This is a genomic window from Chitinimonas koreensis, assembly GCF_014353015.1.
GTDB lineage: Bacteria > Pseudomonadota > Gammaproteobacteria > Burkholderiales > Chitinimonadaceae > Chitinimonas > Chitinimonas koreensis.
This window is the reverse complement of record NZ_CP060704.1, coordinates 2,491,174-2,505,427: the sequence shown is the minus strand read 5'-3', so window position 1 is coordinate 2,505,427 and position 14,254 is coordinate 2,491,174. Positions and strand designations below refer to the sequence as shown.

11 protein-coding genes are annotated in these 14,254 nt (G+C 68.2%); 7 read left to right on the top strand and 4 right to left on the bottom strand.

The annotated features are described in order from the left end of the window. Positions 1 to 3: 3 nt before the first annotated feature. The 5 genes from H9L41_RS10720 (at position 4) to H9L41_RS10700 (ending at position 7,425) form a co-directional block, all read left to right on the top strand. Complete coding sequence (locus tag H9L41_RS10720) at positions 4 to 801, top strand: DUF2272 domain-containing protein (protein WP_028445919.1); 798 nt, start codon at positions 4 to 6, stop codon at positions 799 to 801. 381 nt (positions 802 to 1,182) lie between these two features. Continuing rightward, positions 1,183 to 3,264, top strand: coding sequence for a glycosyl hydrolase family 18 protein (locus H9L41_RS10715; RefSeq protein WP_187523811.1), 2,082 nt, complete (start codon positions 1,183 to 1,185; stop codon positions 3,262 to 3,264). A gap of 413 nt (positions 3,265 to 3,677) precedes the next feature. Beyond that, positions 3,678 to 4,766 (top strand): hypothetical protein, encoded by a 1,089-nt coding sequence (locus H9L41_RS10710; protein WP_157461937.1) that lies wholly within the window; start codon positions 3,678 to 3,680, stop codon positions 4,764 to 4,766. Positions 4,767 to 5,332: 566 nt separating this feature from the next. Next, entirely contained in the window at positions 5,333 to 6,082 is a 750-nt protein-coding gene (locus H9L41_RS10705; RefSeq protein ID WP_169730166.1) for a glycoside hydrolase family 19 protein, read from the top strand. Between the two features lie 296 nt (positions 6,083 to 6,378). Further along, positions 6,379 to 7,425, top strand: coding sequence for a hypothetical protein (locus tag H9L41_RS10700; protein ID WP_187523810.1), 1,047 nt, complete (start codon positions 6,379 to 6,381; stop codon positions 7,423 to 7,425). Between the two features lie 62 nt (positions 7,426 to 7,487). Here the strand turns inward: H9L41_RS10700 and H9L41_RS10695 are convergent, their stop codons facing one another. Together H9L41_RS10695 and H9L41_RS10690 are read right to left on the bottom strand one after the other, a co-directional pair. Next, complete coding sequence (locus H9L41_RS10695) at positions 7,488 to 9,230, bottom strand: GspE/PulE family protein (RefSeq protein WP_028445914.1); 1,743 nt, start codon at positions 9,228 to 9,230, stop codon at positions 7,488 to 7,490. 20 nt (positions 9,231 to 9,250) lie between these two features. Further along, positions 9,251 to 9,457, bottom strand: a complete 207-nt coding sequence (locus tag H9L41_RS10690) for a hypothetical protein (protein WP_187523809.1) — start codon at positions 9,455 to 9,457, stop codon at positions 9,251 to 9,253. 155 nt (positions 9,458 to 9,612) lie between these two features. On the opposite strand from H9L41_RS10690, the gene H9L41_RS10685 reads away from it, so the two are divergent. Continuing rightward, positions 9,613 to 10,089: a DUF1579 domain-containing protein gene (locus H9L41_RS10685; protein ID WP_028445913.1), complete on the top strand. Its 477-nt coding sequence runs from the start codon at positions 9,613 to 9,615 to the stop codon at positions 10,087 to 10,089. Positions 10,090 to 10,204: 115 nt separating this feature from the next. On the opposite strand, the gene H9L41_RS10680 is transcribed toward H9L41_RS10685, so the two are convergent. Next, positions 10,205 to 11,425, bottom strand: coding sequence for an esterase/lipase family protein (locus H9L41_RS10680; RefSeq protein WP_034606704.1), 1,221 nt, complete (start codon positions 11,423 to 11,425; stop codon positions 10,205 to 10,207). Positions 11,426 to 11,804: 379 nt separating this feature from the next. Here H9L41_RS10680 and H9L41_RS10675 point away from each other — a divergent pair, with 379 nt between their 5' ends. Beyond that, positions 11,805 to 12,608: a beta/gamma crystallin-related protein gene (locus tag H9L41_RS10675; RefSeq protein WP_028445911.1), complete on the top strand. Its 804-nt coding sequence runs from the start codon at positions 11,805 to 11,807 to the stop codon at positions 12,606 to 12,608. A gap of 93 nt (positions 12,609 to 12,701) precedes the next feature. On the opposite strand, the gene H9L41_RS10670 is transcribed toward H9L41_RS10675, so the two are convergent. Then, the gene (locus H9L41_RS10670; protein WP_084300140.1) at positions 12,702 to 14,114 is read right to left on the bottom strand and encodes a DEAD/DEAH box helicase; all 1,413 of its coding nucleotides are present in this window, start codon (positions 14,112 to 14,114) and stop codon (positions 12,702 to 12,704) included. Between the last annotated feature and the right edge of the window lie 140 nt (positions 14,115 to 14,254).

Here is a 14,254-nt window from a genome sequence, read left to right as displayed (position 1 = left end):
GTCATGAGCAGCAGATTCGTAGACCTGGAGGCGCTGAACCTCCGTTCCGCCCCCATCGTCGAGCCGGCGACCCGGCTCGGCATCCTGCACCTGGGTCAGCCGGTCGAGGTGCTGGGGCCGCACGAGCAGGCCGGCTGGACCCGCGTTCGCGCCAGCATCGACGGCGCCGCGGTCAGCGGCATGGTGAAGAGCGAGATCGGCGGCCAGCCCTCGCTGCGCGAACCGGCGCCGCCGGCGCGCGAAGCGCTGGTCGCCGCGGCGGTGGGCCAATGGCTGCGCTTCGAGCAGGGCCTGGGCCAGGAGCATCTGGCCCCCTACTACCGCTATGTCGGCGAAATGTGGCGCGCGATCGGCATCGACCTGGACGGCCGCGACCGCGACACGCCGTGGTCGGCCGCCGCCATTTCCTTCATGGTCCGCCAGGCCGGCCACGACTTCCCGCGCTACCGCGATTTCCGTTTCGCCGCGGCGCATTCCAAGTACCTGCACGACGCGATCGCCAAGCGCCGCGCCAACGACGCGGATGCGCCGTTCTGGGGCTTCCGCCTGCACGAGCGCCGGCCCGAGATCGGCGACCTGGTCTGCCGCTGGCGCGAGACGCCGCGCGACTTCGACGACGCGGCAAGCAGCGACGCCTTCAAGAGCCATAGCGACATCGTGGTCAGCGTGGCGCCCGACTTCGTGCTGGCGATCGGCGGCAACGTCGGGCAGTCGGTGAACGTGACGCGCTACGAGAAGACCGGCGCGGGTTTCCTGGCGGCGGCCGAGGCGGTGTTCATGCTGCTGGGCAATCGGACCTGAGGCCGGCCGGCGCAGCCATCGGACAGGCCGACGCCGCGGGCGCGACGGCTCGGCCCCCGGACGGCGGCGCCACCGCTGGCGCCGCCGTTACCTGGCTTTGCGCCCGGCATCGGCGCTGCGCGCCATCGCACGCATCTCTTGCCGTCCGCTGATCTAGTCTTGCTGTTCCACGAATGCCTGACCGGCCAGCCGCTCATCGACCACGGCACGCTCATCGAATAGCGGCCGAGTCGAACTCCGGTTCGGCGGCAGCAGCCCGCTGTTACGGCGCTGTAACCCTGACCTCGCTGCGGCACGTTTCGGTCCGGCGGGTCGCTGTCTAGTCTTCGATAACGACCGCAATGCCGGTCGAATGAAGATGGTCCAAGGAGGAAACAATCCATGTACAGATCGATCCAGACGGTCTTCGTCGGCGACGGCAACTACCAGAACCTGATGAACAGCATCGCGGCCGGCAACCGGCCGTTCAAGTACGTCGACTACCTCTACATCGGCTTCGCCCAGCTCCAGCCGGGCTCGAACCCGCCGGCGCTGTACTTCGACCAGGACGCCCGGGTCCGCGCGGTGGTAGCCGAGGCCCGCGCCGAGAACCCGGAGCTGGTCCTGTTCGCCCAGACCGGCTGGGTCGGCGGATTCAGCTCGCTCGATACCGACGAGAAGATCGCGGCCTTCGCGCAGACCATTCCCGCCTTCCTCGACCGCTACGGCCTCGACGGGCTGGATTTCGACTGGGAGCAGGTTCCCTTCGAAGAAGGCACGGCCTCCTACCTGTTCACCCAGGTCAAGCAGGCGATCGGCAATGCGCGCTACCTGTCGATCTCGCCCGACACGACCGAGGCGCTCGACGCGCAGGTGGTCAATCGGTACGTCGACATCGTCAACGTCCAGTCCTACCAGCGCTTGAACTACATCGACCGCTTCATCGGTCTCGGCATCGAGCCAGGCAAGATCCATGTCGGCATCTGCAGCGAAAACGACAGCACCAGCGGCTTCTTCCCGCCCGAATGCGGCATCGCGGCCTACATCGCCAAGTGCGTCGAAGTCGGCGCCGGCGGGCTCTATGCCTGGCGCATCGACAACGACGACACCGACCACCAGACCAACCTGCCGCGCTACACCATCACCCGCCAGATGTGGCAGTTCACCCGCGGCACGCTGGCTCAGGAGGTCGGCGGCGCGGGCTTCGACGACAGCCTGATGAAGCGCGACCGCCAGGGCAACGCGCTGCCGGTGACGGCGCCGATCGCCACGCTGACGGTCCGCCACGGCGACGTCCTCGATGCGATCCAGGCCGGCGACGGGGACGGCCAGTTGCCGCAGCACGGCGGCTATTCGGGCACGGCGGAACCCATCGCGCTGAACGCGGGCGATTCCATCGTCGAAGTCTTCGGCTACACCGGTGCCTGGTTCGGCCGGAACTGCGTGGTGCAGCTGAGCCTGCGCACCGCCCGGGCCAGCTGCTCGGCCCCTACGGCAGCATGGCCAACACCACCGACCGCCAGCCGTTCAGCTACCAGGCGCCGGCCGGCAAGGCCTTCGTCGGCTTCAAGGGCACGCTGGTCGACGTGCCGCTGGCCGGCGCGCCGGCGACCACCGTCGTCGCCCAGTTGCAGCCGGTCTGAGCGCAGCACTCTTCCCAGGAGGAATCCCACCATGCACAACCCGTTCGGCGCCTTGCTGGCGCTCATCGCAACGCTGCTGCTGTCCGCCGCCGCCCTGGCCCAGGACATGCCCGCCACCTGCGACAAGGACTGCCCCGCCCCCTACGTCGCCAACGAATTCTGGACCACCAGCTACGGCCCGGCCGCCGCCAACATCGTGCTGTCGCCGACCAACTTCCTCGCCTGCTCGTCCTCGGCCTACGCGCTGTGCTACTACTCCGGCCCGGCCGGCGGCTCGCCCAGCCTGCCCTGCACCGCGGCGAACAACTACGCCAACTGCCGCTGCTATGTGCAGTCGGGCCTGTCCTTCGTCGACATCAACTCGATCCGCAATACCGAGGCCTATGTCGAAACGGTGCGCGCCTGCGGCACCGACGGCGCCAGCTGCCGCAACATGACCTCGATGGCCAAGGAAAGGCTCGGCACCACCGAACCGCCGCTGCCGACCGCCCCGGTCTGCGGCTACCTGCAGGCCGGCGCCGACGGCACCACGCCGATGGCGCCGAAATCCGAGCTGATCTCCACCTTCAGCTTCGCCAAAACCTCGGTCTACGGCACGGCGCAGAAGGACTGCTCGACCACGCCGGCCGCCTACGCCGGCTGCATGACCGCCTCGTGCAGCTACGAGCGCGACCCGAACGGCAAGAAAACCGGCTATGCCAACTGCAAATGCCCGCTCTATACCGGGCCGTACCAGATCGGACAGGGCAGCGCGAGTTGCGATGCGGGCAGCGGCCATGTGTGGTCGGCGGCGTATTCGCCGAGCTCGGTGCAGTTGCCGTTTCCGCTGAAAAATAAGTAGCGCTGGCGCAAACTCGAATATCCAATCCAGCACTCCAATGAATTGAGCCCGACAAACCAGGGGAGCGTCGGGCGCCCCTTTTCCTCCACGCAGAAGGCACGATTCACGTGCCCACGCAGGAAGAACCGCGAAGGCAATTTGCCCAACGCAAATCCGCCCGAGCAGAAATGCTCCCAGCCCCAGTTGCCGGTGCAACGCCGGATGAATTGCCTTGCAAACCGAAATGCAGCAGTGCTGCATGCCGGCCATCTTTCAACCACAACAACACAAGCGAGCGGAAAACGGACGGCACGCGGCTGGGCACATAGCCATGGCCACGCCCGTTCCCATCGAATGGCCAGGACACGCCGAGCCCTCGACACCGACTCGATCGACTCCTCCGTCATTCACCGATGCACTGGAAGGAGATCGACATGGATGTGGCAAAGAACAAGGAAACCGCCGAATTCGTCGCGCGGTTCGCCGAGACCGGGCAGGTACTGATGGGCTCGCTGCCGGCCGCCTGCTGCTGTGGCGGCGGCAAAGGCGACCTGGTGCGGTTCAAGGCGACCCTCGGCGACTTCAAGATGAGCAAGACGACACCGCTCGAGCTGGCGGTGCCGCGCCACCTGCCCGATGGCGTCGAGATCGTGGAGCGGCCGCTGGAAGGCACCATCGGCAAGGAGATGGTGCTGGTCGAGGCGGACGGCCGCGAATGGAAGCCGCGCCTGCGCGTCACCCAGTCGCGCGATGCCGGCGACACCTATGACGTCTACGCCGGCCAATACGACGACGGCTGCGGTCACGTGGTCGACCTGCTGGTGTGGACCGACCCGGTGCCGCCGATCGTCGTCTTCGGCCTCGGCGCCGCCGCCATCTGCGGCCTGATCGCGCTGATCGACAAGTGGACCTCGGATTGCAGCCAGGAACTGGCCACCACCGTGGCGGCCTGTGTCGACCGCGGCGGCATCCCGGTGTTCCACGGCTATGTGACGGTTGGCTTCAACCCCTTCGAAAGCTCGTTCGGCTGCAGCTTCCAGTGCATCTGGGACCGCTGCGACTTCCCGCCGGCCGGCGCGCAGGTGCTGGGACCGAGCGCGACGACCACCACCACGACGACCACCACCCATCCCGACGGCACCACCAGCACCACCACGACCACCACCACCGGCGTACGCACGGCAAGCACACCGGCAGCCGGCCTGGGCCAGCAGCCGGTCAAGACCTGCGCCTCGGAATACCCGATGGTCATCGAGTGCAAGGACTTCGGCCGGCCGGGTGACCGCTTCGACACCTTCGAGGCGCTGGAGCAAGCCGTACGGCGCGGTGCACGGCTACCGGCCAACGCCAAGCTGGACGTCGACAAGCAGCCGCAGAACGCCGAAGGCCCGTGTCCCGGCCAGGGTTCGCACTGGGACTTCCGCCACAAGGGCCGCCACGTCGGCAGCGGCTTCGACTGCCCCTGCTGCACCGATACGCCCACGGGTCCGGTCGGCGCGCGCAAGTATCTCTACAACGGCTGAGCTGAGGTCGGCCGGGCCTGTTCGGGCAACAGCGGAGACAGGCGGCGCGCGACACGCGCGCCCGCCGCCGCCACGGTTCACCCGCGTCTGCAGTGGACGCAAACCAAGGAGCACATCATGTCCAGCAGATTGGTAGACATCGAAGCATTGAATTTCCGCTCGTCGCCCCGTCCAGCCGGATCGGCATCCAGCACCTGGGGCAAGCCGTCGTGGAACTGGGGCCGCACGAGCAGGCCAGGGCGGGGCTCCTGGCGGCGGCCGTGTTCATGGTGATGGGGAATAGGATTTGAGGCACGCCGGCGTGGGCATCAAGCGTGCCCGCGCCATAGACGCAACAGGCCGGCATCCGGAATAGGACAGCGGTACCGCTTGCGGTATCGCTGTTACCTTCCGTAACGCTCGGCATCGGCCTTTCATGCCATTGCAGGCATTTCTTTCAATTCGCTGATCTAGTCTTTGTCATGAGACCGCGGCTCGGCTTCGATCGATGCGTCCGCCTAATCGGGCACCGTAGCCGTCATTACGGCCGGAACCGTCCGGCGATAAGGACAAGAGGAGAAAGGCGCATGAAAATCCTGTTTCTGCCATTGCTGATCGGCATCAGCGTCGCATCCATTTCGTCGGAGCCGGCCGAACGGCTGGATCGCACCGCGCTGTTCGACAATTGCAAGAAACTGGCCGAATCGAAGAAAAGTTTCCGCGCATACGATCGAGGTGCGATCAGGACCTTCCATCTTTCCAGTGCCAGCTACAAAGGTGCAGGCAGGGAAAACATTGGCATCATCCTCGATGAGATCGAGAGGCGGAACCTGCATGGAGACACCCGGCAGGTCGCCTATGTCCTCGGCACGACCTTCCGCGAAACCGCCAGTACGATGAGGCCGGTGCACGAAGCCATGGGCTGCAAGACTGAAACCTGTATCCATAAAAATCTGGGCGCATATGCTCAGCCCAAAGGCAACGGCAAATCCTATTACGGCCGCGGCTTTTCTCAATTAACCCATGACTATAACTACGAGAAATTCGGAAAATTGCTCGGCTTGCAACCCGAAACAGCACTTTACGACAATCCCGACCTGGCATTGCAAACCGAAACGGCTGCGGCAATTCTGATCATCGGCATGTTCGACGGCGCATTCACCGACAAATATCGGCTCTCGCAATTCTTCGATGGTTCCAAGACGGATTGGATCGGTGCCCGCAAGATCGTCAGTGCCAAATCCCCGCGTGCACCGGTTACCGCCGGCTACGCGATGCTGTTCCATGAATGCCTGACCGGGCAGTCGCACTTCGACCATGGCGCGCTCATCGAATGAGCGGATGCCTTCGACGCCCGAACAAGCCGCAGCGGGGACCGGCAGCCTGTCGCCCCGCATGGGCCGGGGTTCCGGATCCCGCCAACCGATGCAGGATCGACGCGAAGTCGCGGCTCCACCTCAATCCAGTCCTTGGAATACTCCGTGACGAACCTGACCGAAACCGCCTGTTGGCGCGAGGGTGCGGTCAGCGCGGCGACTTCGAATTCCAGGTCACGGTCGAGAACCTGACCGTGTCTCATTGCAGCGGGCTGTACGCGCAATGCGAACCGAATGCCGCCAGTCCGGCCGAAGGCGTGCTGCCGTCCGCGGCATTCCGCGATTGCGTGATCGACAGCCTTGAATTCACCGCCTACGAGGCGGCGCCGGCCGCGCAGACCATCGTGGTCGACCGCTGCGTGGCAGTGGCCAAACTGGTGGTCCGGGCAGCCAGGCTGCGGGCCTGCAATTCCACTTTCACGGTCGGCTCGGGCAACAACGAATACTGGGTGAGCCTGGCACCAGGCTCGGTGGTCGAGGCCTGTACCATCGTCAACCGCTACGATGCGGGCACCGACGAGATTAGTCCGTTCTATCCTCGCAGCCAGGCGAGCGATGGCGGCTTCCATCTGGATTTCGTCCACTGCCGCTTCGAACCGGGCGCCGGCGCATCGGCCACCACGACCGGACCGGCCATCAAGAACAACGCCACCTACAGCGGCAGCCAGCCCTACCTCGTTCGCTTCGTCTGCTGCGGCTTCAGCGCGCTCTATCAGCAGACGATCAACGCCTACGCCAACGGCATTTACGAGTTCATCGGCTGCCACATCGCCGGCCACGCCACGACCCCCGGCGTCGGCGCGATCAACGTGGGCGGCTATGGAAGCTATTTCGGCAAGGTCACGCTGCGGGACTGCGACTTCTCGGCGGCCACGGCAACCTACAAGGTCTACTACAACAACAGCAACGCGCTGTGGGCGCTCACTTGGCAAGGCGCGCACCGTTACGCCGAATACAGCGCGGCCTACGCCGCGGCCAATCCGGACCTGTATACGCATTTCGCCGGGATCTTCGTGGCCGACGCCATGCCCACCGGCCCCGGCATCAAGGGCATGCGCGTCCGCGTCGCCAATCCCGCCCCCGGTGCCGGCGAGGAATACGCCTGCACGGCCAACGGCACCTCCACGGCAACGTTCCGGCTGGTCCGGCAGTTCGGCATCAAGAAGGACAGTACGGCCAATCGCCCGTCGCTGACCTCGGCCGACATCGGCGCCCTCCACCTCGACACCACGCTGGACGCGGACGGCAAGCCGATCTGGTGGAACGGCACGGGCTGGGTCGACGCATCCGGGGGAGCGGTATAGCGGCGTGGCCGGCCAAACATGCAGCGGAGTTATCGCGCGGAATCGGTCTGCCCAGCTCCGCTTCAGCTGCAGGACTGATAGACCTCGACCAGCGACACCAGCCCCTCCTGCGCCAGCGCCAGGCCGTGCGCGGTGATCGGGCGCATGCCTTCCGACATGGCGATCCGCCGCAGCTCGCGCAGCGAGGTCTGCTCGCCGATCGCCTCGCGGACCGCTTCGCTGAACGGCAGCAGCTCGTAGACCATGCGGCGGCCGCGGAAGCCGGTGTAATGGCAACGGGCGCAGCCGCGGCCACGCCGGAAGCGGGGCGAGGCCTCGCAGCCGAAAGCCTCGAGGATGTGCGGCGCCACCGCTTCCGGCTCGGCGCAGTCCGGGCAGTTGCAGCGCACCAGCCGCTGGCCGATCACGCCCAGCAGCGCGTTCTTGACCAGGTGCGGCCGGGTGCCCATTTCCTGCAGCCGCAGCACCGCCTGCGCCGCCGAATTGCTGTGCAGCGTGCTCACCACCAGATGGCCGGTCAGCGCGCTTTCGAAGCCGATGCGGGCGGTCTCGGCGTCGCGCATCTCGCCGATCATGATCACGTCCGGGTCGTGCCGCAGGATGTGGCGCAGCGCCTGCGGAAAACTGAAGTCGATCGCCTCGTCGAGCTGCAACTGGCGCACGCCGGCCAGCTCGTACTCCACCGGGTCCTCCACCGTCACCACGTTGACCTGCTTGGCGATGATCTCCTGCAAGGCCGCATAGAGCGTGGTGGTCTTGCCCGAGCCGGTCGGCCCGGTCACCAGCAACATGCCGCTGTTGCGCGAGATGATGTCGCGGAACACCCGCTCGTCGTGCTCGCTGAAGCCGACCTCGCCGACCGAGCGCAAGCCGCGGCGCTTGTTCAGGATCCGGATCACCACGCTTTCGCCATACTGGGTCGGAATCACCGAGACGCGCAGGTCGATCGGATTGCCGCTGTCGACGATGCGGGCGTGGCCGTCCTGCGGCCGGCGGTGCTCGGCGATGTTGAGGCGGGAGATGATCTTGATCCGGCTCACCACTGCCCGCAGCAGGTTGGTTTCCAGCCGCCGGATCGAGCGCAGGCTGCCGTCCACCCGGTACAGCAGGTCGAAGCCGTCGGCACGCGGCCGGATATGGATGTCCGAGGCCTGGCCGTGGATGGCCTCGAGCAGGAAGCTGTCCACCAGCCGCACCACCGGCTCCTGCTTGGCCTGCAGCTCCGCTTCGCGCCACAGCCGCGGGTCCAGTTCCTCCTGCTCCGCCACCTGCAGCGACGAGCTGGTCAGCTCCTCGGCCAGCGGGTCGACGTGGCGGCTCAGCGCCGCGTCGAGCGCGCTACGGTCGGCCAGCATCATCAGCGGTGTCTTCTGGGCGATGAACTGCAGCTTGGCCATCGCCTCCTGGGCCGGCAGGCGGGCGCAGGCGAGCACCAGCTTGTCCTGGGTGCTCAGCAGCGGCAGCACCCGCTGCTCCAGCATCGTGGCGACCGGCAGGAGCTGCATGGCAGCCGGGTCGGGCTCGATCAGGTCGAGCACGACGCGCGGCGAGCCGACCAGCAAGCCCAGCGCGTATTCGAGCGTGCGCGGCGAGACCAGCCCCAGCCCGACCAGGATGTCGCCGATGCGCCGCTCGGGGCGCAGGCGCTGCAGCCCCAGCGCCGCATCGAGCGCCTGGGGCTCGACCAACCCGTACTCGCGCAGCAGCCGTCCCAGCGGGATCGGCTCCAGTTGGTCGAGTTCGTCGACGAAACGCTGTAGCTCTTCTTTCGAGCGCAGCACGATCAGCTCCACGGTGTCCGCCATGATGTCCGCCTTGATCGATCTTATCGTGTGGATTTTTCGTCCTGGCGCGCCGCCGTGCTCGTTCGGCCCGGGGTCGCGTCGGCGATTTCGGTATGTAGGAGAAAGATAACGAAGCGCGTACGGCCGGGCTTGATCCAGCTCAACCGGGCCGCCGCGCCGTCGCATTTGCCGTCGCCCTTGCGGACGAGCGGTGGGGACAGGATGCGTGGATCGGCCGGCGCGTCCAACCAGGCGTTTCACCGGCTAGGCGTTTCCCTGGCCCGGCCTGCCGGCGCGGAGGAGGCGGAACAGGCTGGCATCCTGCGGCGGGCCGGCCATACTGTGCCAAGCGGCCGGACCCGGCCTTGCACCGCAACTGGTACGAACCCTGGAGGATCCGAACATGAACGAACAAGCACAATCCGAGCACCGCTGGCTGGCCCGGCTCATCGGCGAATGGGAGTACGAAAGCGAATACAGCATGGGACCGGACCAGCCGCCGGGCAAGATGACGGGCAGCGATTCGGTCGGCGCCTTCGGCGATCTGTGGGTGATCGCCAATGGCCAGGCCCAGGGCAGCGACGGCCCGTGGAAGTCGATCATGACGCTGGGCTACAACCCGGCGAGCCAGCGCTTCGTCGGCACCTTCGTGGCCGACATGATGAGTTACCTGTGGGTCTATTCCGGCACGCTCGATACCGCCACCGACACGCTGACGCTCGACGCCGACGGGCCCGACTTCACCACCGGCAAGATCATCCGTTACCAGGACATCATCCAGCTCCAGGGGCCTGATTCGCGCACCCTGACCTCGCGCATGCAGGGCGAGGACGGCCAGTGGAGGCAGATCATGCAGGCCACTTATCGGCGCAAGGCCTGAGCCGGCCGGCATGCCGAGCGGGATGGCTGCGCGCATCTCGCTCGGCATGCGCTCCGGATCTGCCGGCGCCATCCCGCCTCATCCGGCCTCATCCTCATCCCGCCTCATCCGGCCATCAGCCTGCGCCAGCAGGCTCGGCCAGCCACCGCCGCAGACACTCGTACACCTCCCGATCGCTGAGCAGATCGAGATGGTTGAGGCCATATCCCACCCATTGCCGCGCCGCCGGAAACGCCAGGTCGAAGCGCGGATCGTCGTGCCGGCCCAGGGCGCTCGCCAACGGTACCAGGCCATCGCCGATCAGCCGCTCGCCCAGGCTGCCCGGCCGCCGCGCAGTGCTCGCGGCAATCGCGTAGCAGGCCACGCCATCGGGCAGGGGTAACGGCAGCCGACGGTCGCCCATTCGAGCGAAGCGGTCGCGGCCGGCCCAGTCCTCGTCCTGCAGGTTGCCGTGGCGCAGGTCGGTGATGCCGGCGCTGCGGATCTTGCCCAGCCGGCTGAACGGCGCCGAATAGGCGCTGGCGCCGAGCAGGATGTCGATCCAGTTGCCGCCGCGCTCGAGCGGCGCGCCGTGGTGCGGCGAGCCGAGGAAGACCATCTGCTGCAATTGCCACCGCCAGGCCAGGCCGGCAAGCTCGGCGTGGTGGCAGGCGCTGCGCGCCACCAGCCCGCCCATGCTGTGGCCGACGATGGCGAAGCGTTCGATCGGCACCGGCCAGGCGGCCAGCAGGGCTTCGAGCTGCTCGGCGCAGGCGCGGCCGTTGGCCGAGATGTGCAGGCCGCTGTTGTAGTGCAGGTAGACCGGCGTCCAGCCGAGCTCGCGCGCCAGCTCTGCGCCGTGGTCGTGGCCCTGCCGCCGCCATTGCAGGTCGTTCATGCACAGTCCGTGCAGCAATACCAGCAGCCGGCCGCCCGCGTCCGGCAGCGCGGCCGCCAGGGCCGCCGCCTGCAGCGGCAGCGCGCGGCCCTCGCTGCGCAATTGCATCGGGATCGCCAGCGGATTGCCGCTGGCCGCCAAGTGATCGCCGAGCACGCCGTTGATCGCCGCCAGTACCGCTTCGCGCGCCGCCGAATTGCCGTCGTCGCCGGGCAAGGGCGCCAGGCGGCCGAGCACGGCGTCGACGCCGCCGCCCACCAGCCGCGTCACGCCGCGCACGCTGCGGTAGACCAGACCGGTGAGGCCGCCGGTCCGCCCCGGCATGGCGCCCGCCCGGCCGGGCAGGCGGACGATGGTGTGGTGCAGCGCCTCGACCAGGTCGACCACGCCGGTCACGGCATCGGTACCGAGGCGTACGGCGCCGCGCAGATCGGTATTTCGAATCGGGATGTTGGGCATCGTGCCTCGCTCAAGAGCAGCCCCGCCCATGCGGGTCCGGCGCCGTCGCGGCGCAGCCACAGCTTATGCCTGTCCCGCACCGGGCTGGCGACTATCTCCGGGCAAGTTCGACCATCGGCCTCGATTCAGGGCCCGACACACCGCTCCGCAACGATTCCCGCCGGGTGCGGCAGCTTGCGGACACCCGCCGGCGACCGACGACGGTCGATCGCACTGAACCTTCCGAGGATATGGCTGGCCGTACCTGTAGATGACGTGCCGAAGGCGCGCGATGCAGCGGGCATCCGCGTCCATGGCCACCGGGCAGCGCGGCTGCATGCCACGCGCCGCAGACCGCCGGATCGGTTGTCATTTCCCGCCACTTGCTATCGGAGGCCCCATGAACTGGAAACTGAAATCGGTACTGGCCGCATCGGCATTCGTCCTGACCGCCGAAGCCGCGGCGCAGGTCACCTTCTACGAGCGCGAAGGCTTTCGCGGCCGCGCCTACGCGACCGGCTCGCCGGTCGCCGACCTGCAGCGCCAGGGCTTCCGCCGCCCGGCGGCCTCGGCCATCGTCGACCGCGGCCGCTGGGAAGTCTGCGACGACACGCGCTATCGCGGCCGCTGCGTGGTGCTGCGGCCGGGCAGCTATGCATCGCTGGACCGGATGGGCATCCGCGGCCGGGTGGTGTCGATGCGTCCCTACGACAGCCGGCGCCGTATCGACGAGGCGCCCGAGCCGATGCCCGAACCGGTCTACGAATACCGCCGCCGCCCGAACGAGCGGCTCTACGAGGCGCGCGTCACCTCGGTCCGCGCCGTGATGGGCCAGCCGGGCCAGCACTGCTGGGTGGAACGCCAGCAGGTGGCGGTGGAAGGCCGCGGCAAGGCGAACGTGGGCGGCGCCATCGCCGGCGCGCTGATCGGCGGCATCCTCGGCCATCAGGTCGGCGGCGGCAGCGGCAAGGACCTGGCCACCGCCGGCGGCGCGGTCGCCGGCGCGGCGATCGGCGCCAATGCCGGCCGCGACCGCGAGCGGATCGAGGAACGCGACGTGCGTCGCTGCGAGACGGTGTCGAACGGACCACCGGACTACTGGGACGTGAGCTATGAATTCCGCGGCGTCGAGCACCATGTGCAGATGAGCGAGCCGCCCGGTCGGACGGTGACGGTGAACCGGCAAGGCATGCCGCGCGAGTGATGCTGAACGGGTGGCCAGCCGCCCGCAGCGGATCTCCCTCCGGCGCTCTTGCCCTGTAAATGCTGGCGCACCGGACGACAGCCGTGCGGCGGCCTAACGGCCCGAGCGGCCCTTGGGCGGTTTGCCGGGCTTGCCCGGAGCGGACAGCTGGAACGGGCTGGCCACGCCGCCCGGCTGGCCCGGAACGGCCGGCTTGCCCGCTGCGGCGGGCTTGGCTGCCGGGACCGGTTTGCCGGCTGCGCCGGGTTTGGCCGGGTTGCCCTGCCTGGGCGCGCCACCGGGCTTGGCCGGCAGACCCTGCTTGGGCACCTTCGGCTTCTTCGGCTTTTTCTTCGCCGTCGCCGCCTGCGGGCCGGTCAGCGGCACCCGGTGATCGGGTTCGAAGCCCGGCTCCTCCTCGCGCGGCAGCACCTGCCCGATCAGCGTCTCGATCGCCGCCAGCAGCGGCACTTCGTCGGCGCAGACCAGCGAAACCGCCTCGCCGCTGGCGCCGGCCCGGCCGGTACGGCCGATGCGGTGGACGTAGTCCTCGGCCACGATCGGCAGGTCGAGGTTGACCACCCGCGGCAGATCGTCGATGTCCAGCCCGCGCGCCGCCACATCGGTCGCCACCAGGATCTGCACCTCCAGCGCCTTGAACCGCTCCAGCGCGCGCAGCCGCGCCGGCTGGTTCTTGTCGCCGTGGATCGCATCGGCGGCGATGCCGCGCGCGGTCAGGGTGGCGACCAGCTGCTCGGCGCCCTTGCGCGTCTTGACGAACACCAGCGCCTGGCCCCAGCGCCGGTCGCGCAGCAGATGGCAGAACAGCTCGGGCTTGCGCTTCTTGTCGACCGGTACCAGCCACTGCGCGACGGTCCTGGCCGCCACGTTGCGCGGGCCGGCCTCGATGCTCAGCGGATCGGCCAGCAGGCCGGCCGCCAGCGTGCGGATCGAGTCGGAGAAAGTGGCCGAGAACAGCAGCACCTGGCGCCGCCGCGGCAAGGCGGCGAACACCGCGTCGAGCTCGCGGGCGAAGCCGAGGTCGAGCATGCGGTCGGCCTCGTCGAGCACCAGCGTGCGCAACTGGCCGAGCTTGACCGCGTTCTGCCCCATCAGGTCGAGCAGCCGGCCCGGCGTGGCCACCAGCACGTCGAGGCCGCGGCGCAGCTTCATCATCTGCGGATTGATGCTGACGCCGCCGTAGGCCACGCCATAGCGCAGCGGCAGCTGCTGGCCGTAGGCGCGGAAGCTCTGGTAGACCTGCTCGGCCAGCTCGCGCGTCGGCACCAGGACCAGCGCGCGCACCGCGTTGCTGCCGACCGGCGGCCCTTCGCCGGCCAGCCGCTGCAGCAGGGGCAGCGCGAAACCGGCCGTCTTGCCGGTGCCGGTCTGGGCGGCCGCCATCAGGTCGCGGCCGGCCAGCACCGCCGGGATGGCCTGCGCCTGCACCGGCGTGGGGGTTTGATAGCCGAGCGCGGCGAGCGCCTGGAGCAGCGGGTCGATCAGACCCAGGGAAGCGAACGTCATCGGGAAAGCGGCCGGCGAAAGTGAAAACAGGCGGAGTCTAGCCCAGCCGGCGCCCGGCGTTCGCGCGGCGCCTGCCGCATGGCCTGGCGAATCGACCGGCGCCGTGCCGGACCTGGGGTTTCGAGGGCGGGTATATCCCT